Source organism: Oceanobacillus sp. FSL K6-2867 (genome assembly GCF_037963145.1).
Taxonomy (GTDB): Bacteria; Bacillota; Bacilli; order Bacillales; family Amphibacillaceae; genus Oceanobacillus.
Genome location: NZ_CP150144.1, coordinates 3,580,195 through 3,603,945, shown reverse-complemented (window position 1 = coordinate 3,603,945; position 23,751 = coordinate 3,580,195). Strand labels below are relative to the sequence as shown.

At 36.7% G+C, this 23,751-nt stretch carries 28 protein-coding genes; 6 read left to right on the top strand and 22 right to left on the bottom strand.

Features of this window, described 5'->3' with window-relative positions; translation table 11 throughout:
• Positions 1-2: 2 nt before the first annotated feature.
• The 9 genes from flgK to NSQ77_RS17335 form a co-directional block, all read right to left on the bottom strand.
• A complete protein-coding gene (gene flgK, locus NSQ77_RS17375) occupies positions 3-1,514 on the bottom strand; it encodes a flagellar hook-associated protein FlgK (protein WP_339227325.1) in 1,512 nt (503 codons plus the stop codon).
• Between the two features lie 13 nt (positions 1,515-1,527).
• Positions 1,528-2,016: a flagellar protein FlgN gene (locus tag NSQ77_RS17370; protein WP_339227324.1), complete on the bottom strand. Its 489-nt coding sequence runs from the start codon at positions 2,014-2,016 to the stop codon at positions 1,528-1,530.
• Between the two features lie 21 nt (positions 2,017-2,037).
• Positions 2,038-2,298, bottom strand: a complete 261-nt coding sequence (gene flgM, locus NSQ77_RS17365) for a flagellar biosynthesis anti-sigma factor FlgM (RefSeq protein WP_339227323.1) — start codon at positions 2,296-2,298, stop codon at positions 2,038-2,040.
• A 140-nt stretch (positions 2,299-2,438) separates the two neighbouring features.
• Positions 2,439-2,864, bottom strand: a complete 426-nt coding sequence (locus tag NSQ77_RS17360) for a TIGR03826 family flagellar region protein (RefSeq protein ID WP_339227322.1) — start codon at positions 2,862-2,864, stop codon at positions 2,439-2,441.
• A gap of 39 nt (positions 2,865-2,903) precedes the next feature.
• Complete coding sequence (locus NSQ77_RS17355; RefSeq protein ID WP_339227320.1) at positions 2,904-3,584, bottom strand: ComF family protein; 681 nt, start codon at positions 3,582-3,584, stop codon at positions 2,904-2,906.
• Between the two features lie 2 nt (positions 3,585-3,586).
• Positions 3,587-4,993: a DEAD/DEAH box helicase gene (locus tag NSQ77_RS17350; RefSeq protein ID WP_339227319.1), complete on the bottom strand. Its 1,407-nt coding sequence runs from the start codon at positions 4,991-4,993 to the stop codon at positions 3,587-3,589.
• Between the two features lie 80 nt (positions 4,994-5,073).
• Positions 5,074-5,916, bottom strand: a complete 843-nt coding sequence (locus NSQ77_RS17345; protein WP_339227318.1) for a DegV family protein — start codon at positions 5,914-5,916, stop codon at positions 5,074-5,076.
• A gap of 271 nt (positions 5,917-6,187) precedes the next feature.
• The gene (locus tag NSQ77_RS17340; protein ID WP_095311127.1) at positions 6,188-6,880 is read right to left on the bottom strand and encodes a response regulator transcription factor; all 693 of its coding nucleotides are present in this window, start codon (positions 6,878-6,880) and stop codon (positions 6,188-6,190) included.
• A gap of 168 nt (positions 6,881-7,048) precedes the next feature.
• Positions 7,049-8,179: a histidine kinase gene (locus NSQ77_RS17335; protein WP_339227317.1), complete on the bottom strand. Its 1,131-nt coding sequence runs from the start codon at positions 8,177-8,179 to the stop codon at positions 7,049-7,051.
• 169 nt (positions 8,180-8,348) lie between these two features.
• Here NSQ77_RS17335 and NSQ77_RS17330 point away from each other — a divergent pair, with 169 nt between their 5' ends.
• On the top strand, positions 8,349-9,005 hold the full coding sequence (locus tag NSQ77_RS17330) for a YigZ family protein (RefSeq protein ID WP_339227316.1): 657 nt from the start codon (positions 8,349-8,351) through the stop codon (positions 9,003-9,005).
• A 39-nt stretch (positions 9,006-9,044) separates the two neighbouring features.
• Here the strand turns inward: NSQ77_RS17330 and NSQ77_RS17325 are convergent, their stop codons facing one another.
• Positions 9,045-9,209, bottom strand: coding sequence for a hypothetical protein (locus NSQ77_RS17325; RefSeq protein WP_339227314.1), 165 nt, complete (start codon positions 9,207-9,209; stop codon positions 9,045-9,047).
• A 142-nt stretch (positions 9,210-9,351) separates the two neighbouring features.
• Complete coding sequence (locus NSQ77_RS17320; RefSeq protein ID WP_339227313.1) at positions 9,352-9,855, bottom strand: VanZ family protein; 504 nt, start codon at positions 9,853-9,855, stop codon at positions 9,352-9,354.
• Positions 9,856-10,159: 304 nt separating this feature from the next.
• Between NSQ77_RS17320 and NSQ77_RS17315 the strand changes: the two genes are divergently transcribed.
• Positions 10,160-10,402, top strand: a complete 243-nt coding sequence (locus tag NSQ77_RS17315; RefSeq protein WP_339227312.1) for a hypothetical protein — start codon at positions 10,160-10,162, stop codon at positions 10,400-10,402.
• 94 nt (positions 10,403-10,496) lie between these two features.
• On the opposite strand, the gene motS is transcribed toward NSQ77_RS17315, so the two are convergent.
• The 8 genes from motS to NSQ77_RS17275 all read right to left on the bottom strand — a co-directional run bounded on the left by motS (position 10,497) and on the right by NSQ77_RS17275 (position 15,844).
• Positions 10,497-11,258, bottom strand: a complete 762-nt coding sequence (gene motS / locus NSQ77_RS17310; protein WP_339227311.1) for a flagellar motor protein MotS — start codon at positions 11,256-11,258, stop codon at positions 10,497-10,499.
• A gap of 258 nt (positions 11,259-11,516) precedes the next feature.
• The gene (locus NSQ77_RS17305; protein ID WP_339231060.1) at positions 11,517-11,846 is read right to left on the bottom strand and encodes a helix-turn-helix domain-containing protein; all 330 of its coding nucleotides are present in this window, start codon (positions 11,844-11,846) and stop codon (positions 11,517-11,519) included.
• Positions 11,847-11,924: 78 nt separating this feature from the next.
• Entirely contained in the window at positions 11,925-12,053 is a 129-nt protein-coding gene (locus NSQ77_RS17300; protein WP_339227310.1) for an anti-repressor SinI family protein, read from the bottom strand.
• Positions 12,054-12,302: 249 nt separating this feature from the next.
• Positions 12,303-12,941, bottom strand: coding sequence for a TasA family protein (locus NSQ77_RS17295; protein ID WP_339227309.1), 639 nt, complete (start codon positions 12,939-12,941; stop codon positions 12,303-12,305).
• A 32-nt stretch (positions 12,942-12,973) separates the two neighbouring features.
• On the bottom strand, positions 12,974-13,546 hold the full coding sequence (locus NSQ77_RS17290) for a signal peptidase I (RefSeq protein ID WP_339227308.1): 573 nt from the start codon (positions 13,544-13,546) through the stop codon (positions 12,974-12,976).
• Positions 13,543-14,403 carry an amyloid fiber anchoring/assembly protein TapA gene (tapA, locus tag NSQ77_RS17285; protein ID WP_339227307.1) on the bottom strand — a complete coding sequence of 287 codons (861 nt, stop codon included), beginning with the start codon at positions 14,401-14,403 and terminating at the stop codon, positions 13,543-13,545. The genes NSQ77_RS17290 and tapA overlap by 4 nt, the downstream gene beginning before the upstream one ends.
• 144 nt (positions 14,404-14,547) lie before the next feature.
• Positions 14,548-15,114: a TasA family protein gene (locus tag NSQ77_RS17280; RefSeq protein WP_339227306.1), complete on the bottom strand. Its 567-nt coding sequence runs from the start codon at positions 15,112-15,114 to the stop codon at positions 14,548-14,550.
• Positions 15,115-15,211: 97 nt separating this feature from the next.
• Entirely contained in the window at positions 15,212-15,844 is a 633-nt protein-coding gene (locus tag NSQ77_RS17275) for a TasA family protein (protein WP_339227305.1), read from the bottom strand.
• Between the two features lie 571 nt (positions 15,845-16,415).
• Here NSQ77_RS17275 and NSQ77_RS17270 point away from each other — a divergent pair.
• From NSQ77_RS17270 to NSQ77_RS17260, 3 genes are all read left to right on the top strand, one after another.
• Entirely contained in the window at positions 16,416-17,012 is a 597-nt protein-coding gene (locus tag NSQ77_RS17270) for a class D sortase (RefSeq protein WP_339227304.1), read from the top strand.
• A 132-nt stretch (positions 17,013-17,144) separates the two neighbouring features.
• Entirely contained in the window at positions 17,145-18,089 is a 945-nt protein-coding gene (locus NSQ77_RS17265) for an LCP family protein (protein ID WP_339227303.1), read from the top strand.
• Positions 18,090-18,226: 137 nt separating this feature from the next.
• Positions 18,227-20,245: a penicillin-binding transpeptidase domain-containing protein gene (locus NSQ77_RS17260; protein WP_339227302.1), complete on the top strand. Its 2,019-nt coding sequence runs from the start codon at positions 18,227-18,229 to the stop codon at positions 20,243-20,245.
• Between the two features lie 105 nt (positions 20,246-20,350).
• Here NSQ77_RS17260 and NSQ77_RS17255 read toward each other — a convergent pair whose 3' ends face one another.
• From NSQ77_RS17255 to NSQ77_RS17245, 3 genes are all read right to left on the bottom strand, one after another.
• Positions 20,351-20,797, bottom strand: a complete 447-nt coding sequence (locus NSQ77_RS17255) for an IDEAL domain-containing protein (protein ID WP_339227301.1) — start codon at positions 20,795-20,797, stop codon at positions 20,351-20,353.
• A 214-nt stretch (positions 20,798-21,011) separates the two neighbouring features.
• Positions 21,012-21,194 (bottom strand): cold-shock protein, encoded by a 183-nt coding sequence (locus tag NSQ77_RS17250; protein WP_339227300.1) that lies wholly within the window; start codon positions 21,192-21,194, stop codon positions 21,012-21,014.
• Between the two features lie 79 nt (positions 21,195-21,273).
• Entirely contained in the window at positions 21,274-22,158 is an 885-nt protein-coding gene (locus tag NSQ77_RS17245; RefSeq protein WP_339227299.1) for a LysR family transcriptional regulator, read from the bottom strand.
• A gap of 561 nt (positions 22,159-22,719) precedes the next feature.
• Between NSQ77_RS17245 and NSQ77_RS17240 the strand changes: the two genes are divergently transcribed.
• A complete protein-coding gene (locus tag NSQ77_RS17240; RefSeq protein ID WP_339227298.1) occupies positions 22,720-23,739 on the top strand; it encodes a putative sulfate exporter family transporter in 1,020 nt (339 codons plus the stop codon).
• The last annotated feature ends 12 nt before the right edge of the window (positions 23,740-23,751 follow it).

Sequence of the window (23,751 nt, the reverse complement as noted above, 5' to 3'; positions counted from 1 at the left end):
GCCTACCTCCCTACTAATCCCATACTATTTATAATTCGATCCAGCATTTCATCCATTGCTGTCATGCTCCTTGCAGCAGCACTGTATGCATGCTGAAATTTAATCATATTCGACATTTCTTCATCTAATGAGACAGAACTTACAGCAAGACGCTGGTTCTGCACTTGTCCTAACAGTGTGTTTGTATTCTCTGTCATTCGGTTTGCATGCTCGGCTGTTACACCCAAGTCGCCAATTACTGACTCATAGAATTTTTTAATACTGGAACCATCTAATGCAGAGTTACTTGTATTAAAAACTTCCGCTAACATCAATGCGTTATCCCCATTACCAGAATCGCCCGTTGTACTTGTCGCTATTTGACTTCCGTCTTCAAGCAATACTGATATTGCTCCAGCTGCACCAATATAAGCATTTTCTCCCGTACCAAACTCCGTAAAAAATGCAGCGCCATTTTCGTCGCCAATTTTACCTGCTTGATGCTGTGCATTAAATGCAGTGGCAAATGCGTACGCCATTTGATCCAGTTTACGCAGCATATCAGGATAGTCCCCAACAACTTCATCAGTTTCATCAACATAGCCAAAAGTATCTATTAGCCCTTTGAGTGAACCTTCTGTTGCTAATATGTCCACTTCTGTACCATTAATTGCAAGATTAGTAACAGCAATTAATCCTTCCGCTGTATCATAGTCAGGTTCGTCAAAAGCTTGAGAAATTCCAGATACTCCATCAATTAAAGGCTTCTGCATAATTGACGTTCCTGCTTCATTTACAATATTAATCGTTGCAACACCATCACCTTGTTTATTCGGCGGAAGATGACTTTTATCATAAGAAACATCGATGCTGACAATTTCAGAAAGGTTGTCTATTAGCGTATCTCTTCGGTCATATAAATCATTTGCACTATAGCCATGTGTTTCTAAATGTTTTATCTGCTTATTTAACTCATTAATTCCATCAATCAAAGTGTTCGCATCTTTAACCGTTACATCAATCTGCTTTTGCAAGTCTGTACGTATATTGGTCAGCGACTCAGACATATAGTTGAATGTATCTGTTAATGCATGAGCACGTTGAAGAACAACAGATCTTGCACCTGAATTTTCTGGATTAACCGCAAGATCTTGTAAAGATTGCCAAAACTGATCCATTGTTTTAGATAAACCTGCATCAGATGGCTCATTTAACAGAGACTCCATGCGGCTTAACGCATCAGCTCTCGTTGACCAGTATCCTGCAGTACTATTATCACCACGGAATTGGTTATCTAAAAACTGGTTGCGAATACGCTGAACCGATCCGGCTTCAACCCCTGTTCCCATTTGTCCTGGAATTTGCGGGCGATTCCGTGATGCAGCAGGAAAAGCAGATAGTGTTTCAAAATTCACACGCTGTCTTGAATATCCCTCTGTATTTGCATTTGCGATATTATGACCGGTTGTATATAGTGCTGCTTGCTGTGTGGCCAAGGCTTGCCTTGCCATCTCCAAGCCATGAAATGTACTCATAAGCTTTACTCCTTTATGCCTTCGAATCAAAAACGGATCGATTCATTACCTCGGTTTCATTTTTTACTCCGTAATTCATGCTCGTTAATGTTGGACTCATCAAATCCAATGACAATTGAACAAACTGCATCGATTGACTGATTAAAACTTGGTTTAATTGTTCTTGCTGCTTCAGATTTGTAATCATTTCTGTAAGCTTTGTTGCCGCAACTTCAAGTTGAACTCGTTCTGTTTCAAGCGTAATATGCTTTAACATATTTGTTATCGTAGCAGCTTCTTCCTGGATACGATTCATCTCACACCAGTCATGGACAGCTTGCTGTCTCTTCTTCTCAGCCTGTTCCAATAGCCGTAATAGTTTCCGCTCCTTCACTAATAGCTTCTGCAGATTTTCAATGGATCCTTCCTTTACGATATGGGTCTTGTCTTTAGAAATTGCTAATAAATCCATATGAATTTGAACCAGCTCTTCCAACGACTCTCTTATTGTGTCTGCGGACAACTTAAAGTCCTCCTTAAAAAATTATTTCGACCAGAATTGCATCATCTTTTGTGCTGCTTTTTCCGGATCCACTTTATATTCTCCAGAATCAACTGCCTGTTTAATCTCTTGGACATAGGCTGCACGTTTTTCATTTGTTTTTCCACTTTCCTGCAGCTGCTTTGCTTCATTTGAAATTTCGATGCAATCCTTTTGCTTTGTCTCTTTTGTTAGTTCAGATTGTTTCTGTATCTGCTGCTTATATGGATTAAAATTTGTTTGATTTGGACCATTAATTTTCATCCTGAACTTCACCCCGTTTTGTTCTAAATATTTATATCAGCGATCAACTTTTCTCTCTATGTTATTTATCGGCAGTCAAGTCAAATTATTGAATAACTTTTCGTATGATTCATAGCCTATGATGAATAAGTAAAACATCGTTACTTTTTATGCTTATCAATTGCATAATACGTACCAGCGTTTGATCGATTCTTTTTGCGTGCATCTTCCATAACCTTTTCCGCTTCTTCATATGCAGTTAAATCATTTTTTAATTCTTCCGTGCATGAAATGCATAGCTTCCCTGAAGTAATTTCATTTCCGCATTTTTCACATGGGTAAGCAAGCTTTGGAAATTCAGATGGAAGAAGACGTTTCTCTTTTATAAATTTGATAATCAACGATTCCCCCACTCCAGTAGCTTCGATGATTTCAATTAAGGTTGCTTCTCTATTTTTTCTTTCCCTTAAAAAACGATAGACTGTTTGAAATGCGTCCTCTTCTTCCTGATAACAGTTTCGGCAAATATCACACAACCCTTTTACAAAAACTGCATTGCATCGGACACAATTAGCTAATTCAGCCATGTTTATTCCCTCTTTCCATAATTATAGCACATCCAAAAGCTATCCTCGAATAAGTGTAAAAGCATACACATTCGGACATCCATGCTGCTTTAATAATTGTGCAGCATGACGTAACGTTGTACCTGTTGTATATATATCATCGACAAGTACGACGGCTTTATTAATAGATTTTCGTATAAAAAATGGGTTTTCTGTAGCAATTCGTTCCATGCGTGATTTCTTTGACTGCTTTTCTCCATGTTTACGGGAGAGCACATTACTAGAAGCTATCGGTAAAAAATCCGCCAACTGATAAGCTTGATTAAACCCGCGTTCCATGGCTCGTTCTGTGCTTAGTGGAATTGGAACAGCAAGTGATTCTTTATTTAAAAATGAGAACCTTTTCCGAAAAGCCCTGCTAACATAATCCCGAAATACTTCCCCCAATGCATAATCCCCTCGATACTTCCACTTTGCAACAATATCCTGTATTTTTTCATTGTAGACAAAAACAGAGTAATTAAATTCTATGGTGTTCATTTCTGCTTGCCGCTCCCAAAAAAGACAATCCGAGCAAATTACTTCTTCTGTGGTACGACTGCATTTTTTACACCGCCCTCCTTCCAGCAGTTTTAATCCAGCAGCACATTCTTCACAAATAGCAGTAGGCTGTGATAACTGAAATAGGTTTGCCCACGTTATCTGAATAATAATCTCATCTTGACAAGCTAGACAATACATTCTTAAAAGCCCCCTCTTTTATTCATATCTTTTATGGAAGTGATGGCATCGCTCATAGCCTCCGTCTTACCTTGATGGAAAAAGATGACTTCCCCGGTAGGATCATCTGGACTCCTGCCTGCTCTCCCGGCAATTTGTACAAGTGCAGCTTCATCAAAGACATCATGACCCGCATCCAATATTAAAACGTCGACAGAAGGAAATGTTACCCCACGTTCTAAAATAGTTGTCGTAATCAAAGCTAATATTTCCTTATCTCTGAAAGCTTGAACTTTTAGTCCTCTATCGGGATCTTGTGCATGGACAGATTGCAGCTGCTTATCTGAAGCTAGTAATCCAATTTGCTGCAGGATAAGTTCAAAGGGTTTTTGCAATTTTTCAGCAAGCATAATTGTCGGTGTGAATATCAGCAGTTGTCTGCCAGGATTTTTTCGGCTTCTCAGCCAGCTTATAATTGGTTTTGGAATCGTTAAATTTTGAAGGTCGCGTTTTAAACTAAAACACATTTTAGCTTTTGGAACAGGTAGGGGTTTGCCATGAAAGCGAAGCGGAACAAATACGTGTGGTAATTGTTTACGTTGAATTTGTTTACGTTGTTTGCTGCGCGGGGTTGCCGTTAAATATATCGTTGCGCTTTCGGGCTTTCTGGCACGATTTGCAGCATATAGCAAAGATGGATCTGCATGAAATGGGAACGCATCGATTTCATCAATAATCATGACATCAAATGCCTCCTGATAACGGAGCAATTGGTGTGTCGTGGTGATAATCAGCTGAGCTGTGCCAGCTTTGTCTGTACTCCCGCCGTATAATGCCTGAATTGTTGCTCTATGAAACGCCTGTTGCAGTCTGGGATATAATTCTTTCACCACATCAGCTCTCGGCGTAGCTAAGCAAACGCGTTTTCCACATATTAAAGCTTCTGTAATGCCAGGAAATAGCATTTCTGTTTTACCAGCGCCACATACAGCCCAAATTAGTGTTTCCTTATCGTTAAATCGGACAGCATGTACGATTCGATCCGCAGCTTTTTGCTGGGCTGCTGTAAGGGTTCCCTCCCATGTACATGGATTTTTATGCTGAGGCCAAAGCGGTTTTTCTCCTGTCCATTGATACAGTGCTTCACATTCACTGACTCTCCCCATTTCAATACAACTGCGACAGTATAAATGAGTAGATTTACATTGGTTACACGGAATTTTTCCGAAAAGAGAGGATTTTTCATTGCCACATCGTTTACAGTGCAGATAGAAGTTTTTTTGTATGATGGGTTTTAATGGAGTAAATTGCTTTGTTGCAAGTAGCTGCTGGAATACTGCATCATCCAGGGGAATTTCTTTTCTTAATAAAAGTTTCCCTGCAAAAAACATAGGATATTCATCCTGTAGTATCGTTATTTCGTTTGCCATGGATTCACTCTCCTTCTCATTATCTCGCCATTCCCAGGTTTACGGCTAGGAATGACGATTATTTTTATTTTGTCAGCTTACTATTTTACATACCAACCGACACCGATTGCCCCCTCACCCAGGTGGGTACCGATAACAGGTCCAAAATAGCCAATTGTTGCTTCCATCGTTGGATACTTCTGTAAAAATGCATCACGCAGTTCCACCGCAGACGCTTCATTATTTCCATGGATGAAAACAACAGAAAGGTCCTTCCCTTTATTGGCATCCTCCTCAAGCATACCGATAATTCGACTGATTGCCTTTTTACGAGTACGGATTTTTTCAAATGGTACAATAAGTTTTTCAAAGAAATGGAGGATTGGTTTTACTTGCAAGAGACTTCCTACCAATGCCTGAGCACCTGAAAGACGGCCGCCACGTTGAAGATTAGTAAGATCATCTACCATAAAATAGGCAGTCATAGTTTCTTTCATCTGATCCAGCCGCCGAACGATTTCCTCGGCTGTTTTCCCTTGCTCAGCCATTTTTGCTGCTTCCAATGCATAGAAACCTTGTACCATACAGCTCATCTCAGAATCATATGCATAAACATCAATCCCATCTACCATTTCTCCAGCACTGATAACCGTTTGATATGTTCCGCTAATGCCACTGGACAGGTGGACAGATATAACTGCATCATAATTCTCTGCAAGCTCTTCTAATTTGGTCGTTACATATCCGATGGAAGGCTGTGAGGTTTTAGGTAATTGCTTTGTTTCTCTTACTTTTTGATAGAATTCTTCTGTAGTAATATCTATTTCTTCCTCATAGGATTTATCTCCGAAGACAACGCTAAGCGGAACCATATGAATCTTGGCCTTTTTCCTTACTTCAGCAGGTATATATGCTGTGCTGTCTGTCATTACAGCAACTTTCATAACCTATCTTCTCCTCTACTACGTTTTATGACATTTTTTATTTTACATCAACTAATGCTAAAAAGCACTTGTTATATAGGGGAATGCTTGCGTATGTGACAGCATTGCTGTGAACTCTATCCGGGAGCTTAAATTTTGTAATTCTTGCGAAAAGAGGCATTGACTTTGAACGGAAGTTTGTGGATTGGCAGTCCATTAAATTATTGCTGTAGGCACGCACGAAAAAATACCCTGATGACTCCGAGTCATCAGGGTATTTTTAATGCTGCGGTTAGATGACCTCAACCCAACCTTTGCGGATAGCTGAGACTACTGCCTGTGTACGGTCATTTACGTTCATTTTTTGCAAAATATTACTTACATGGTTTTTTACTGTTTTTTCGCTGATATATAAGGTTTCAGCTACTGCGCGGTTACTTTTCCCATCAGCCAGCAATTGCAATACCTGACATTCACGCTTTGTAAGCAGATGCAGTGGCTTGCGGTATTCAATACCTTTATCTGCGATACTTGAACTATTTTCTCTAGCTAGACGACGATATTCTTTCACTAGATTATGTGTAATTTTTGGATGCAGGTAAGAACCACCATCACTGACAACTTTAATCGCTTCAATTAATGAATCAGAATCCATTTCTTTCAATAAATAGCCTTGTGCTCCAGTTTTCAATGCATGTGTCACATAGCTTTCATCATCATGAATAGATAGGATAATTACTTTCGTATTTGGAAAGTATCTTACTAAATCAGCAGTTGCCTGCACTCCATTTATTTCCGGCATATTTATATCCATTAAGACAACATCCGGATTGTTCTCTTTAACCAGTTTAGATGCTACTGCACCATTATCACCTTCAGCTACTACTTCAAAAGATGGCTCAAAATCTAGTATTCTTTTTACACCTTCACGAAATAATTTGTGATCATCTATTAATACAATGCTAATTTTTTTCTCTGTATTCATTGCCTTTATTCCTCCCACATACTAAATACTAGTTCTTTTACGCCCTATTATGATTATGACAGATCATTTTTCTTTTTCTATATATGAATTCTCTATTATGAGATTAACGATGCAATCTTTATTCTATGCATCCTTAAATCTATATAACCTATTATATACGTAACCTGATTAATAGGGAACCTTTATGATAATTGCTGTCCCCATACCTTGGGAGGACTGAATATGTAATTCCCCTTCCAGCATTTCCACCCTTTCTCTCATCCCGATTAAACCGAAAGATTTATCCTTTTTCTTGCTGACATCAAAGCCTTTTCCATTATCTTTAATCACCATCGTTAAGCTGTTTCTGCGTATTTCTAACTTCACATGAATGTGGCTCGCTTCGCTATGCTTAATCGCATTTTGTATAGATTCTTGCATTAATCGAAAAAACGCAACCTCATATTTTGAGTTAAGCCGCTTCTCTTCACCAAGGACTGAAAATTCTATCGGTATTTTACTATAGTCTGAAATACTATCAACATATTTTTTCATGGTAGGTACAAGTCCAAGATCATCTAATGCCATTGGTCTTAGGTCATAAATGATTCTTCTTACCTCATATAATGAGGAACGCACCATTTTTCGAACGTTTTTAATCTCTTCTATTGCATCATCCATCGAACCATTGCGAATTGTTCGTTCTACAATCTCAGAGCGAAGTAAAATGTTCGCAAGCATTTGTGCTGGCCCATCATGAATTTCTCTTGATATTTTTCGTCTCTCATCTTCCTGAGCTTCAATAATCTTAAGACCAAATTCCTGTTTTTCCTTTGCGTTTTCAATCATTTCATTTACTTGTCTAAAGTCATCCTGCAAATAATTAAGTATTACAGAAATCTTTCCAGCCAAACCCTCAGCTCTATTGATTGTATGTGATAACGTAATTAATCTTCTCTCTAGTTCATCTCGTTTATCTCGTAATGCTTTTTCTTCCTGACGTAAAATAGCCAGATTGGTTTGCATGAGATGGGTATTTTCATACACTTCACGAATATCTTCTTCAGAATAGCGTTCGAAGTATTTACTTACCTCGGCTAATCGTTTTCTTGAAAAACGCACTCGTTCTTCAAGCTTATCTCCATTTTCAATATGCTGAAGCACTTTTTCCTTCGTTTCTTTCAGTTCCAGAATAAGGTTATCATGCTCCCTGCGTGCTTCCTCACTAATATTAAAAATCTCATCTTTACTATTTTCGACAACATCGACCATATCATCAATCACATGATCTAATGCCTTCTCACTTATTTTAACACTCATCATTCCCCACCAACCTGTGTTATAATTATACGTACATCGTTTTATTTTTTAAAGGGTCTTTTCCCTTTTAACCGTAATTTTCATCCAGAAATTGATAATTTTTTTATTTTTTATTGTATACAAAGGCTATACATCTACTATCATGTTCGTTTGAGGTGAGAAAATCAAGATGCTAAAAAGCTATTTAACAGTTAAAAAGAATGGAAATGATGAAATCATCATTCAAAAGTCACGGTTTATCGGTTATATTCGCAGAGTAGAAACAGAAGAAGCCGCCCAAGAATTTATACAGGAAATTAAGAAAAGACATGCAGATGCTCCACATAATTGTTCAGCATACATTATTGGCGAGCATGATCAGATTCAAAAGGCAAATGATGACGGCGAACCGAGCGGGACAGCTGGCGTACCGATGCTGGAGGTTCTGAAAAAACAACATCTTAAAGATACTGCTGTTGTCGTTACAAGATACTTTGGGGGTATTAAGTTAGGTGCAGGAGGGTTAATCCGTGCTTATGGGGGTACAACCTCTCAAGCTATTAAAGCAACCGGAGTTGTTAGAAGAGAATTGATGCAAGGCTTTTCGATTATGGTCGACTACACCTTGCTTGGCAAAGTAGAAAATGAACTTCGAAATTCTCCACACCAGCTTGAAAATATAAATTATATGGAAAATGTTGAATTCATCGTGTTCGTAAAAAAAGATGAGGCAGAAGCATTCCAAAAATGGATCATTGATTTGACAAATGACCAAGCAAAAATAAAAACAGTTGATCAAAAATACATCGAAATCGATGTTACATCAGCTGAAACAGAAAATGGATGAAAAAAACTGCGTTCTCAAACATGAGGATGCAGTTTTTTATTATTTGGCAATTACTTGTGAATGGGTATATTTAGCTAAACGTTCACTATTCGATAGCTCACTTATTAGTTTTTTAATCAGATCTTCTGAACTATGAATTTTTTTCTTTTCTGTTTCAGCAATCATTTTGCTAAGCATTTCTTTATATTGTTCCTGCTCTTTCATCAAATTCCCGCCTTTTGCCTATTTTCTAAATTATATTTTACATTTAATGAAAATTTTAGCATAATTTCTCAAAGAATGGTGACGAATTATGTCGAAATCAAAAATAAAATAAGTATACTTTTGATTTTCATTATATCGTTCGTCATATATTAACATTTTTGTCGGTTCTTTTATTCTTTTGCCAAGTGATAACGATAACGAGTACTGCAAGCAATGCACCGAGACTGTCTAAACCAACATCTCCTATATAAGGAGTTCGGTTAGGCGTCATACCTTGATGCTTCTCATCTGCCATCGCATATAAAACCGTCAGCAGGAAGGCGTAAACAAGACAATGATACTGCTTCATATTTGTTGTTTTTCGAAAAGCAAGATAAAAAAACAGCGCTAATAGAAAGAATACTGTAATATGGGTAGCCTTACGTATGAAAAACTCAACAAAGCCGTTGACACCAAGTGTATTCACACTTATAACTGATTGATTATAGGTAAAAGAAATGGGCCGGGAAATACTTTCTAAAAAACTCAAATCTACCATGGTGCCTAGCAATGGTTTAATGTCTTGATTCTCATACGGTGTTGCCGAAGAATAAAATATAACACTCATCCAACTAATAGGGATTAACCAATATAAATACTTCATCATCAATCTACCAAACCTTCTAAAAAATACAATTCTCGTCAAATACTTTTAAGAAAATTATAACGCAAAATATATCCGAAATATACTAGTTACACTTATGCTGCGTATATTTGCAGAAAACATGGGGATAATAATAAAATTCGCAAATATACTACAATTGCACCGGCAGCTATATGAAAGATAGAGCTGGAGTTTTCAACTATCTCTATCACATTATTTAATCAGTAAAAATGAAAGTACTTTGTTAAACCGCATTTTAAACATTAATCAGCTTCTCATCATTATTAATTAAAGGAGGAAAAAAATTTTGCTGAAACTAACCCAAAACGAAATGTTTGAAGCTTTCATTCGAAATTCTTTTATCAATGGCAGGTACCTTAGAGAGCTAAGATTAGCTGCAAGTGAAGTTGAATATGTAAGAAAGATTTTTCCTAATGCTTACATTAAAGCCATATCTGAAACGGATTTATCGGACAAGACATGGTATGAAGTTAATCTGAAGAACGTCCATATTAATTCTTCTTCAAAATCACCTGCCATCCAGAAATAAAGGCTATGGTAATTATTATCATAGCTTACTCCATTTATATAATCCGTCTATTTAATTTGCAAAAATGTTTCATAGCCCAATTGACTGAAGACTATTAATCTTTATTCATAATAATTATTTCTACCCTTCTATTTTCCCGCATATTCGATTCTGTATCATTAGGCATTATCGGTCTTGTGTCACCATATCCTGCTATTGAAAAACGAGATTCATCAATATTAAATTGCTTAATCAGGTAACGAACAACACTGCTTGCCCGTCCACCAGATAGCTCCCAGTTTGATGGATAACGAAAACTGCTCACCGGTCTGCTGTCAGTATGTCCTTCAACCTTTACTTCATTGGGGATTTCCATAAGTAAATAACCAATTTCTTGCAGAAAAGGTTCTCCCTCTTCTAAAATATCCGCTTCACCAGTTTCGAAAAAAATGCTGTCCTGCAATACTAAAACAACGCCTCGTTCTGTTCGATTAGCTGTAATTACCTCATTCAGATCATTTTCATTCAAATAGGCTTCTACATCTTCTAACAAGCTATTTAATGGATCTTCTTCATATCCCTGTTCCAAAGCGTCATCCGTAATTGAAGGTAATTCATGTTCAGTTAGCTGCTCCCCAATTTCTTCGTGATTAATTTGCTCCGCTGGATTATCCATCGGTATAGCCGATGAAGAGAAGTCAAGTATCATCCTATTTTGAAAGGATTCTGAGATTGCTTTAAATTTATTTAAATCAATTTGTGACATGGAGAATAATAAAATAAAGAAAACAAGAATAAGGGTAACCATATCTGAGTATGTAACCATCCATTTTGGTGTACCTCTACTATCTCGTTTCCTGGTTTCTCTACGTTTCATTAAAGCTTTCCTCCATAAAAAGTCTAGATTATTTGTTTATCCGGCGGTTAAAAATTTAAATTCTATACCTGCCGTACACTTTTTCTATATAATTTATATCGGCATGAATCTTGGGATGTTAAAATGAATAATCAATTCATTATTCTTCTATCTCCATTTTGTTTAATTCGTCGTGAACATTTCCTTTTCTATAGTAGAAAGCAAATTTAATTGCACAGCAAAAAACCGCAAAGCACATTTGCTTAACGGTTAGGTTTTTTATTTATCCTGTTCTTGACGCCATTTATTAAATTCAAGATATTCCTTAAATTGTTCTTTTGAAACTCCAGACTCCATTGCTTCTTTTACAATTTTCATCCATTCGCTATCTAACTCTGTTTCAACTATGGAATTATTATCATTTATTAAATCGTTCACAGAAACTCCTAACACTTGGCTGATTTTCTCGATAAACTGGATCGATGGATTTGACTGAAGGTTTCGCTCAATCGAGCTTAAATAAGACTTCGCTACTCCCACCTTTTCAGCAAGCTCTGAAATCGACATTCGTTTTTCTTTTCTTAATTGTTTGATTTTTTCACCGATCAAGTTCTTCACCTACTTTCTCTGCGAATTATATCATAATTTTGGTGAAGAGTTCTATTATTAGTAAAAATTAAATCAAACTTATGTCTTTGTACTTGCGCTATTTAGAAAATGCCGAATTTCTTCCAACGATATGCCTAGCTTTTTTGCGCTTTTAATTAATGAAATCCATTCTTGATCAAATGCAACAATTTCAATTACCTTCTCCACGACTCCGCCTCCATCAAAATCCAGATAATTTTGCTGTTCCCAGCAGGGCATTTAATTAATTTTCCATTCCTTCTTAACCTACTGGATTATCCTATAACTATAATTGCATAAGCATATTTTACTATATATTTAGCAACTATTGGGTGACTTGTTTTGTCGTATGAACACTAGTTTTGTAGTATAAGCCATCAAAATTGTTACTTATTTCGCAGGTTAATCTATTTATGTTTATCCCCTGGTGAAGAAGTACTACATCGCTCTTTTTCTATTGTAAACATAGATTATTGCACCTGCTATCAAAAGAATAAGTCCTATAAGAAGCAAGTTAAACATGTCGGTTGCTGTAGTTGGAAGTGGAGAACCGTCGGAAGTTGAGCTCCCCCCACTGCTAACAGCGCCGGCAACAGATTGTTCATCTCGGTCATCGCCTTTCCCCTCCGCTGTAAACAACAAGGTGAAATTGGCATTCAACCCTTGAAACTCGTTACCCAAATGTTCTGGAAAGCGTACCGTGAATTCCAATGTCTCTTCACTGGAGCTTACTAAATTACGGGCAGGCAGCTCTTTAAAATCCTGCAATCTTCCGTTATATAGAAATCCTTTTGTATCACTGACTTCCAGGAGTAATTCATTATAAAGTTTCATCGACTCACTATTAGATCTAACGGAAACATGATATTCAAAATCCATTGTACCGTTATTTTGAATAACAACAGACCGTGGTGCCCAATCCCCTGGCTTCATATTATCAATGTTAAACAGCACTTCTTCAGGCAATAGATCAATAGTTATTTCATTATCAGCAGAAACTGACGATGGGTTGGTTATATTCATAGAGAAAGCACTTAGCACAATTAATAGTAAGGGAATGATTTTTTCGTGTTTCATAAGCACCTTCCTCGTATCATTGAAATGTATGACTATTTTGCATCTGCAATATTCTCTTTTTCATCGATTTGTCTTAATGCTCTCCATATCGTGAACCCAGAGTAACCCAGCATTAATATACCTGGTAAAATCATAAATACAATACTTCCATTAGGTGATTGCGCAAAACTTCCAATGTATCCAATGTAAGGGATCGTGAATCCCTCATATGCGCCTACAACATTGTCTGCCAGAACTGGATTTCTGTCTGCTGCATTGTTATTATCACCTTTTGTTGTATAGAGAACACCGCTTCCTGTTTCTTTTACATCTGTAATTCTATGTGTAATCAGCTTGCTGTCTTCTTCCATAAATGTAATGACATCGCCTTTTACAAAACCACCTTTTTCTTCTTCTGTAATCGAACGTACGGCAATTATGGACCCTGTTTGAATACCCGGTTCCATTGACCCGGAAAGCACTGTCTTTAATTGATATCCAAACACTTCCGGTTCTCCGCCAGCCAATTTAGTTGATAATACAAGAGCTGCTACACTAATCAACAAAAGCACAAGAACATTTGTAACAATTCGATTTGCCCATTTTAAAACCTTCCTTGCTTTCATTCCTTTTCACCTTCCTGTTCGTTTACTATTTCTTCCTCTTGACTCTCTGTTTCTTCAAGATTTTGTTCCTTGCTTTTCACTGAAGCCTTTGGTTCTTCTTTAACTTCTTCAACTTCTGTTTTGACTTCTTCAGTTACTTTTTCTTCTTTAGATTTTTCTTCCTTTTTTTCCTCTGTATTTTCAGTTTCCTCTACAGTTGATTTGGATTCAGCTTGCTTCTCACCATTTTCTTTCGTTTCATTCGTTTGTGGTGTTGCCTTTTCTTCTTCCTTGCTTTCAGAATTTTTTTCTTGTGTGTTTTCCTCCATATCAGCCGGTTTTGAGGAAGGACAATTTACTTTTATCCATTTACTCCAAATCGTTTTACTGCTGCTATCTCCTGCTATCTCCTTTGTCGTAAACACATAAACTCCAGGAGAACTTGCTTTAAAAGTGAGTTTGGTTGATTCCTCTATATCTAGTTGAGGAATAACTCCTTCACCTTTACTCAAATCCAGTTTCTTTCCATGTTTTTCCGGATTTCCATTCTCAATAAAATATACTTCATAAGAACTGCTTTCTTTCATATCAGCAGGCCCATCGTTTTTTAATTTTGTATAAATTTTTACATCCTTACAAGCTTTGATGTTGTCATTTCCTTTAGAGGTAAAACGCAAAAAACTATCGATTTCCGGTTCTTCCCACGTACCAATAGTTACATCACCTGATGCCCCATTGGCATTTGTAAAATATGCAGCTGTATCTGATGTTAAGTAATTAACAGAAAAAATTAAAACATACCAAATGAACGATGCTTTTAATAGTAGAAGTAACAATCGATTTTTTTGTTTGAATTTGCTTAAACGGCTCCTTCGCAAACCTATCTCCGCCTTTCAATACATCTGTGTTTTATACCTATTCATTAGCATCAAACGTAAAATTCCATGCTAATGAATAGGTATAAGTCAGAAGGAGAATGTGATTACAGACTCCTTCTGATACTTTCATTATTTCGTTATTATTTATTGAAAATTAGGTTTCCCATCTCTTTGAATCGCCTCAAACTCCCATTTCAATTTTAGGGAATCTTGCTGGAAGTGGTTCTGATTTTTATCATTATCTACAAAACTAAAACGCACAGTGAATTTCTGAGGATTACTATCAACCTTAAAATCTTCTAAGATTTTTGTGGGATTATTTGTTAAATTCGATAGTTTTTCTTTAAACAACACATTTTCTTTTCCGTTCACATCATGCAAATATTCAACAACTATGTGATCCCCCAGATCGTCTTTTTCATTATTCTTACCTTGATCGATAACCTCGTAGGAAGAGTTAAAGATAACTTCCTTCATGTCTACTGTCCCATTATTTGAAAGCTCGAAATTTCCGTTGATTGTATCTCCAGGGACAATATCCTCTATCGTTATGATTGATTCTTTATTTATCCCTAAGTCCAATAATCCTGCTGCAAACGTATTTCCACTGTCTTCTGTATCTTTAAAGTACGCAAAGGTCCCACCAGTAACTAAACCAATTCCTAGTGCAGCAGTAATGAAGCTAACGGTTAAACTTTTTTTCAGATTCAAATCAATTCTCCCCCTTCAAATGTTTTAAAAATTTCTTTGATTATGGTATTTTTTATGGAGCTTATGTAGGAGGAGATATGCTCTCCTCCGTTTATTGTTATCTAAGTTCGCCTTCTGTTTGGTGAGCAGTGAATGTCCATTCTAGTTTTAATGCATCCCCTTGGAATTCGTTTTGATCTGCATCATTATCAACAAATTCGAATGCTACGTACATTTGATCTGAAGTTCCTGCCTCTAAACCATCACCTTCTCCATTTAATCCAAATAAATGTGTGAAGAAACCTTGTACGTTTTCAACTGCGTCTGGATTTTGAGATTGAAGGTCAAATAATGTGGTTTCATAAACTACATCATTATAATCCCCAATTACCCAACCATCACCAGTTTTATCTGCATTTTCTAGAAAGAGTACTTTAATATGTTTTGCAAACTCATCAGTATTGTCACCTTTTGCATCAATAACGTTAGTTACTGTAGATAGATCAACTGAAGAAATATCTAATGATCCATTGTTTTCTAATAAAAATTCACGAACCATTATATCTCCAGGTTTAATGTTCTCTACATCAATAATAGTAGTAGGGTTAGCAGCTAAATCCAACGTACCAGCTGCAAATGTATTATTCGTAGTTTCGGTATCACTAAAATAAGCAAATACGCCTCCACCGATTAAACCTAATCCTAAAACTGCTGTTGCTACACCTGCACCTAACTTTTTCTTTAAACTCATCTTAAAATTCCTCCTTCAATTTTATAAAATGATTTCCAGAAACTTGGCATGCATAAAATTTCTTGGGCAGTTACTCCGCTGCATGCATTTGGGAAGTATTGTTATACTCCCATGTGCTAACAAAAATTGTCGCTGTTCGCTGAATGGCTGCTACTTCTTCTGTAAAAAAATATTAGTGCTATTTAACGAACGGAGCTAGATACAGCAACAACCCTCCTTTCATATGTAACCCGACAGGTCATAATCGTTCTTTTTACCATTAAGTTTCTTAATAACGAACGATTTAATTGGAGTATAATTTATTTTCTTCAAATAGGAAACACTCAAATTCAGCTATTTATACGTTATAAAGAACGATTATCTTTTAAATCCTTAAATTTACTTTATTTTACTTCTATTTTAAATATTTTAATTACCTATTTATTTTATAAAGAACAAAGGGTATCTTCTATTTAGAATAAGATCTGCATGACAATAGTTTGCTATTAATTTTATTTTAAATATTTAATCTTTAAAGTATCCTTTAAATTAGCTATACTGAGTGTAAGCATAATCATAAGGGGTATGTTGCATGAAAAAAATTTCATTGTTCATAATTGTTACCGGGTTAGCCTTCCTTGCTTATGGTGGATTTCAGTGGTATCAAACAGAAATGGCGCAAAAAGAAAGCATGGCTGAAGCTCAGGCATTGCTTGGTGAAAAAGAGTCTATTGACCCATCAAAAAGTCAAACCGAACTTGTTAAGGAATTCTCACCAGATACTGGAGAGACAGTAGGTATGTTACATATTCCAAGGCTTGAGGCTGATTTGCCTATTGTTGAAGGGACTCATGAAGATGAGCTCGCTAAAGGTGTCGGACATTATCGCGGGACTGCTTACCCACTTCAAAATGATCAAATTGTTTTATCTGGTCACCGCGACACAGTATTCCGTCGTATGGGGGAACTGGAGATTGGAGATATATTGACAATTGAACTGCCTCACGGTGAATTTTCCTATAAAATTATAGAAACTAAAATAGTCGATGCAGATGATCGTACAATTATAGTTCCACATGATGAAGAGGTTTTGACATTAACAACCTGTTATCCTTTTTCATTTGTTGGCAGTGCTCCGGATCGTTATATTATTACTGCATTGCCGATTTCTGACGATGCAAGCGAATAAAATCTTTATACATTTTTCATAGACTATATTCACTATTTCGTATATAATTTATCCAAGATTTGATAATTTTTTACATCGTTTGTCGTTAAGAAGTCCTATATTTTTAACATTTTAATACAGAGGAGAATACACGTGGTATCAAGATCTGACAAAAAACATAATAAGAAAAAACGGAAATGGGTTCGATGGGTCGTAGGAATCGTACTTGGATTATTTTTGCTAATTGGGGGTTATGTATTTTATTTATGGAACGAAGTGGGTGCAACAATTGAAACAATGCACAATCCATTAGCAAGAGATGATGATCCGGATCGTCAAAAACAAATTCAATCGATTTTTTCAGATAATGACTCGCTAAATGCTTTACTTCTGGGGGTAGATGAACGCTCAGGAGATAAAGGGCGTTCTGATACAATGATTCTAATGTCTATTAACCCAAAAACAAATGAAATTATTATGCTGAGCATTCCAAGGGATACATATGTAAATATCCCAGGACGTGGTATGGACAAAATTAACCATGCATATGCTTTTGGCGGGGTTGATTTATCTGTTCAGACAGTAGAAGAAACGTTTAATTTGCCTGTACATGTTTATGCCAGAGTGAATATGGAAGGTTTTAAGCAAGGAATTGACGCTTTAGGCGGTGTTACAATTAACAACAGCATGGCTTTTTCAAGTGGTGGAAATACGTTTCCTGAAGGTCAAATCAGTTTGAATGGTGATCAGGCACTCGACTATATTCGAATGCGCTATGAAGACCCCCGTGGAGATATGGGAAGAAACGAACGCCAACGTAATGTCATCGCCGCAGCGATGAATGAAGCAGCAAGTTTTTCAAGCATTACAAAAGTCGGAGAGATTCTTACTATTTTAGGGGATAATGTACAAACAGATTTAGATATGAAAAAAATCCAAACATTATTTACAGACTACGCTGGTGCTCGAAGAAACATCACTACAATGGAAATTAACGGATCTGGTGAGACTATTGGCGGTGTTTGGTATTATATCGTTCCTGACGAAGAGTTCAGCAGAATAACATCAGATATAACAGCACATATGGAAGCAAAATAACGTTCTCCGTAATCATTAGAAAAGTCACCTGTACATCGAAATTAACAGCGTGGCTTTTCTTCTCTGTACAGATTTAAAATACAATTTTAATAAAATAGATCTTTTTATTGGTAAAAATAAAGTTTGGAGGAATTAGTATGAAACGAATTATCATGTTATTTGTTTTTTTACTCATTCTTGGTGCATGCTCAGAAAAAGATCAGGCTACACCGAATGATCGTTTTCAGGACTATGTAGATCATTGGAATGAACTTGAGTTTGACCAAATGTATGAAATGTTTTCTAAAAATGCAGCAAACACGTATTCTGAAGATCAATCTGTTTTACGCACACAATCTATTTATAATGACATAGGTGTTTCTGACTTGCAAGTAAGCTTTGAAGAATTAAATGAAGAACAACTGGATATAGCAATGAAAGAAGGTACTGCAACTATTCCATTTAATGTTCAATTAGAAACAACTGCAGGGCCAATTAGTTTTGAACACGAAGCAACCCTTATCCAACAAGAAGAGAAAGATGAAGATGAAGATTCAAAAAATTGGTATATTGAATGGGAATCCGGATTTATATTCCCTGCTTTAAAAGAAAATGGCCAAATACAGATAAAAACAACTGCTCCAAAACGCGGGGAAATTCTGGACCGCAATCAAATGCCACTGGCTATTAATGATACGATTTATGAAATTGGTATTGTACCAGGCAATCTCGGTGAAAATCCTGAACAATCGAAGCAGAAGGTTGCAGACTTACTTGGAATGAGCGAAGATGCAATTGATACAGCTTTGAATGCAGCATGGGTAGAAGATAATCTATTCGTGCCACTAAAAAGCGTGCAGCCTAAGGAAGCACTTCTTTCTGAATTGTTAGCGATTGATGGCGTCCAATCAAGGGAAATGACTGGTCGTGTTTATCCTGCCGGTGAAGCAGCAGCACATCTTGTCGGTTATATTCGCAATGTAACCGCCGACGACTTGGAAAAGCTTGATTCTAGTCAGTACAGTGCAAACGATAAAATCGGGTCACGTGGGTTGGAACAATTATATGAAGAGCAGCTTAAAGGGAAGAAAGGTATACGTATCGTGATTGCAAATGAGGGTGAAGAGGATATTGTACTCGCGGAAACTCCTGTTGAAGACGGGGAGACGATTACAACTACCATTGATATTAATATACAAGAAAAGATATTTAATACATTCAAGGATGATGCTGGTACAGCAGCTGCAGTTGATCCAAAAACAGGCGAAGCGTTAGCACTAGTCAGCAGTCCTTCCTTTGATCCAAACGAAGTGTTATATGGTACATCAGGAAACTTCTGGGAAAAATTAGAGGAAGACGAGCGTAACCCTGTACTAAACAGATTTTCTGCTACCTTTGCACCTGGTTCTGTCATTAAACCAATCACAGGCGCAATCGGGTTAACAAATGGTTCCATTAAACTTGGTGATGGTATCGAGATTAACGGTCTGACATGGAGTAATGGTGAAGGCTGGGGAGATTATGAGGTTCGTCGCGTTTCAACCTCTAATGGCCCTGTAGATTTAGCTGATGCATTAATTCGCTCGGATAATATTTTCTTTGCTAGGAAAGCTGTTGAAATGGGAGCTAAAAGTTATACAGATGGCTTAAAAGAGTTTGGTTTTGAAGAAGAATTTCCTTTTGAATATCCGGTGACATCATCCACGATTTCATCCAGCGGCAAGTTAGATGATGAGGTCCTGCTAGCAAACTCCAGCTATGGACAAGGTGAACTCGAAATGAATGTACTTCACCTCGCATTGACTTATGCTCCTTTCTTAAATGATGGAAATATGGTGAAGCCAACCTTGCTTACAAGTGAAGAGACTGGCCAAGTATGGAAGGAAGGCCTGGTTACTGCTGAACAAGCCAACGCCATAAAGGATGCTTTACGAAAGGTTGTTACAGATGGTACTGGCCGACATGCACAGGCTTCTGATTTTCCGATTTCGGGAAAAACCGGTACTGCTGAGCTAAAATTAAGCAACGATTCGTCTGGTGACGAAAATGGCTGGTTTGTTGGCTATCCTACAGACGGTCAGGATATAATCATTGCGATGATGGTGGAAAAAGTGCAAGATAAAGAAAGTGGACTTGCAACGAAAAAAGTTACAGATGCGTTTAATAAAATCAAATAAACCAATAATAAAAAATCTACTTCTCACATAATGGAGGAGTAGATTTTTTTGCAGGATGCTTTATAAAATCAAGCTGTTTAGAAAGCGCTTACTTTTTTATTTGTTTTATAATAACTTTGCTAGTTTATAAAATGCAGCTTTATCCTGCTTATCCAAGGAAATATCAATTAGCCTTTTAATATTTTCCCTTTCCATTTCACGTATAAAAAGGTGTGCTTCTTTTTCTTGTTCCGTTTTACTTACGTGAGATTCATCATTATGATAATATGATTCTGCGATTGAGTGTAGCTGCTGAAGGAAATCAGGGATGGAGATGAGCTTGGACATTGTAACATTTACAACGTTTTTTCCGTTTTGAAAAGCAAAGACCGCATCCAGATTCTCCACCTCTTTAGTTTTTCGGTTAATTCGAATCTCATTAGCTTCTACGGGAATAAATTGATAAACCTTTTTATTAATTACTACAGAAAAATATTGATATGCAAGTATAACTCGGACATATTCTTCTTCCGTTTTAATGTAATACGGCTTTAGCATTTTAACAGTGACCATTGTTTCCACCTCCTAATTTAATAAACACACTCCCAATCTAAATTTTCAGTTAATTTATTTTACACGAAATCTTTTAAAAATACAAGGAAAATATTTTGAATGGGAAAGCTTTCGGACACTTATCTCATCTAAACATTATTTTTAAAAGAAAAATCCAATCAATGTGACTGGATTTTTCTATACTGAAACTTATAACTACCTGAGATACTATTCCTTATTTCATTTCCGGTATTACTCGAACTTCCCGATTCATTTTCGAGTTACATAATGGACATGTTGGTTCTTCAGCAAAGCTAAATGACTCTCTCATCCAACCCTGACAGTCGTCACTAGTACATGACCATACGTTCGTTTCCACCTCTGGAACCGGTTCTCTTGGTCCACGAGAAAATGACATGATAGCATCCCCTTTCCTTCTACAATACTTATTATACTCCTTTTTCAGTCTCAATGTAAGGGTATCTAGAACAAATCGACTATGTTGACTGCTTTACGAGCTTTTCAAATGCCTGTAAAGCTTTCGGCTGAAACTCATGGTAATTTTTAATGATTGAAAACTTTCGCTTTATCGGTGTACCTTCAATAAATATTTTTTGGATTTTATTTAGCTGCTGTTCTTTCGAAAATGTGAGGTTGGAAAGTAAGCTTATACCAAGACCAGCCTCCACACCCTCCTTAATCGTTTGAGTGCTTCCGAAGGTCAATATTCTCTTTGGCTCTAAGTTACCTCGTTGAAAAAAATCTTCTAGCATCTTTCTCGTGCCGGAACCCTCCTCACGAATAATCCAAGTTTCATTTTCTAAATCTTTTATAGAAATACACGCTTCCTTTTTAAAGGATTGGTCTGATCCAGTAATTATATACATTTCGTCTGTGGCAAATTGTTCGATGGAAATCTGGTTATGTGTAAAATTTCCTTCAATTAGTCCAATATCAATTTCATGCTGTACAAGTTTTGCTCCAACTTCTTCTGTATTTCCTATTGTCACAGCTGGAAGAATATTCGGGAATTCCTCTTGTAATTCAGCCAAAAGTTTCGGAAGGACATATTCGCCAATAGTGTAACTAGCTCCTATTTTCAATTCACCACTTGGTTCATTTTTTAAATCAGAAACGAGCATTCGCATTTGTTCGTAATTACGTAATATTTCCTGGGCGTATTTATAAACCATCTTGCCTGCTTTATTCAGTTCTACAAATTTATTGCTCCTCTCAAGCAATCGTACACCAAGGTCTTTTTCTAATGCTGCAATATATTGACTAACTGCAGGTTGTGACATGTGTAATTCTTTAGCCGCCCGTGAAAAATTTTTCCTCTCAACTACTTCTTTAAAAACAATCAAATGCTGATCCACTATCATGTCCTCCTTTTTATTGTATGAATAAACACTAGATTAAAGAACAATTACTCTAATTTCTTATACATTAGCAACCTATTTCGGCTTCAAGTTTATTTTTATTATCATAGAAGAACTGTGCGACTTAGTGTGCAATTAAGGGTGGAAGCACTGCCAATTGAAATCCCATAGATAGAGTTATCAACTTAATTTCCACCTCTGTCAAAATTATTTTCTCGGTTGACTTTTCACCTTTTTGTTTCTAATCAGCCTTGATAGCTTTTCTCTCGGTCGGTTCTTCTTATTCTTTTTCTATTTGCCAGAAGGAAAAACCAAAGAACGGAATTCAAAGTAACTCACTGGTCGCGGAAACCATCTGAACGTTGCAATCCCTGAGGTAATAATTACTCATTCCATTGCAGGTAATTCGGATTTTAAATGTTATAAATCGCGAGAGGTATTCTATCTAACTCTATTCGGTTTTGATAATAAGGATAACTTATTATCATCATTGTAATAATTTATTTCCCTTATTATATAACTGAATCTATAATGTTGTATAGAATAATGAAAAGAGGAATAATAATGAGCACATTAACGAATAATTCCAATCATTGGAAAAAGCTTCTGTCAGGTATCGGATTTACATTTATTTTTGCTTTGTTTGGCTATTTATTATCTTTAATTCCTGGATTAAACCGGGTCGGCCCATTGGCTTGTGCAATTCTTTTAGCAATTATCTATCGCCAGGTTTTTGGTTATCCTGAATTTTTCAGAAAAGGGATTGAGTTTTCTTCCAAGTATTTATTACGTTTAGCAATTATTTTGTATGGTTTAAAATTAAATATCGATGTTATTTTTCAAGACGGGATTGGGCTTCTAGTGAAGGGAGCAATAACCATCGCGTTCGCTATTTTAATCACTGTATATTTAGCAAAGCTTTTTAAAGGTAACACTCAAATTGCATTGCTGCTCGGTGTTGGAACTGGAATTTGTGGTGCTGCCGCAATTGCGGCAGTCGCGCCTATTGTGAAGGCAAAGTCAGAGGATACTGCAATCAGTATTGGAATTATCGCATTAGTTGGGACTGTTTTTTCGATTATATACGCATTATTATTACCGATTCTTCCAATCAGTGAGGTGCAATACGGCATTTGGTCAGGTCTTAGCTTACATGAGCTTGCACATGTTGCATTGGCTGCAGATCCTGCTGGTGAAGAAGCACTCGCTTTTGGCTTATTAGCAAAGCTTGGACGTGTATTCTTATTAGTTCCTTTATGCTTTATCATGATTCTTTGGATAAGAAGCCGTAAGTCTGGAGACGGGACTGACCATACAAATGTTAAATTTCCTATGTTTTTATTAGGCTTTATCGCAATGAGCATAATCGGAAGCTATGTTCTTGGAAATGCGATTCCAGTAACAGATGGTTTCATGAGTGGTATTAGTATTGCTACTACCTTCATCTTAACCTCCGCAATGGTTGGACTGGGGCTAAACGTCAGCTTAAAAGATGTAAAAAGTAAAGCACTCCGCCCGTTCTATGCGATGCTGATTACTTCTGTGCTTGTATCGGTATTGATGTATTGGATTGCAGGTATATAAGATAACTTACTA

Coding starts and splice junctions, on each gene's coding strand:
- flgK (WP_339227325.1), bottom strand. CDS start 1,514: ATGAGTACATTTCATGGCTTGGAGATGGCAAGGCAAGCCTTGGCCACA.
- flgM (WP_339227323.1), bottom strand. CDS start 2,298: ATGAAAATTAATGGTCCAAATCAAACAAATTTTAATCCATATAAGCAG.
- NSQ77_RS17360 (WP_339227322.1), bottom strand. CDS start 2,864: ATGGCTGAATTAGCTAATTGTGTCCGATGCAATGCAGTTTTTGTAAAA.
- NSQ77_RS17355 (WP_339227320.1), bottom strand. CDS start 3,584: ATGTATTGTCTAGCTTGTCAAGATGAGATTATTATTCAGATAACGTGG.
- NSQ77_RS17350 (WP_339227319.1), bottom strand. CDS start 4,993: ATGGCAAACGAAATAACGATACTACAGGATGAATATCCTATGTTTTTT.
- NSQ77_RS17345 (WP_339227318.1), bottom strand. CDS start 5,916: ATGAAAGTTGCTGTAATGACAGACAGCACAGCATATATACCTGCTGAA.
- NSQ77_RS17340 (WP_095311127.1), bottom strand. CDS start 6,880: ATGAATACAGAGAAAAAAATTAGCATTGTATTAATAGATGATCACAAA.
- NSQ77_RS17335 (WP_339227317.1), bottom strand. CDS start 8,179: ATGAGTGTTAAAATAAGTGAGAAGGCATTAGATCATGTGATTGATGAT.
- NSQ77_RS17330 (WP_339227316.1), top strand. CDS start 8,349: ATGCTAAAAAGCTATTTAACAGTTAAAAAGAATGGAAATGATGAAATC.
- NSQ77_RS17325 (WP_339227314.1), bottom strand. CDS start 9,209: ATGAAAGAGCAGGAACAATATAAAGAAATGCTTAGCAAAATGATTGCT.
- NSQ77_RS17320 (WP_339227313.1), bottom strand. CDS start 9,855: ATGATGAAGTATTTATATTGGTTAATCCCTATTAGTTGGATGAGTGTT.
- motS (WP_339227311.1), bottom strand. CDS start 11,258: ATGAAACGTAGAGAAACCAGGAAACGAGATAGTAGAGGTACACCAAAA.
- NSQ77_RS17295 (WP_339227309.1), bottom strand. CDS start 12,941: ATGAAACACGAAAAAATCATTCCCTTACTATTAATTGTGCTAAGTGCT.
- NSQ77_RS17290 (WP_339227308.1), bottom strand. CDS start 13,546: ATGAAAGCAAGGAAGGTTTTAAAATGGGCAAATCGAATTGTTACAAAT.
- NSQ77_RS17275 (WP_339227305.1), bottom strand. CDS start 15,844: ATGAGTTTAAAGAAAAAGTTAGGTGCAGGTGTAGCAACAGCAGTTTTA.
- NSQ77_RS17270 (WP_339227304.1), top strand. CDS start 16,416: ATGAAAAAAATTTCATTGTTCATAATTGTTACCGGGTTAGCCTTCCTT.
- NSQ77_RS17260 (WP_339227302.1), top strand. CDS start 18,227: ATGAAACGAATTATCATGTTATTTGTTTTTTTACTCATTCTTGGTGCA.
- NSQ77_RS17255 (WP_339227301.1), bottom strand. CDS start 20,797: ATGGTCACTGTTAAAATGCTAAAGCCGTATTACATTAAAACGGAAGAA.
- NSQ77_RS17250 (WP_339227300.1), bottom strand. CDS start 21,194: ATGTCATTTTCTCGTGGACCAAGAGAACCGGTTCCAGAGGTGGAAACG.
- NSQ77_RS17245 (WP_339227299.1), bottom strand. CDS start 22,158: ATGATAGTGGATCAGCATTTGATTGTTTTTAAAGAAGTAGTTGAGAGG.
- NSQ77_RS17240 (WP_339227298.1), top strand. CDS start 22,720: ATGAGCACATTAACGAATAATTCCAATCATTGGAAAAAGCTTCTGTCA.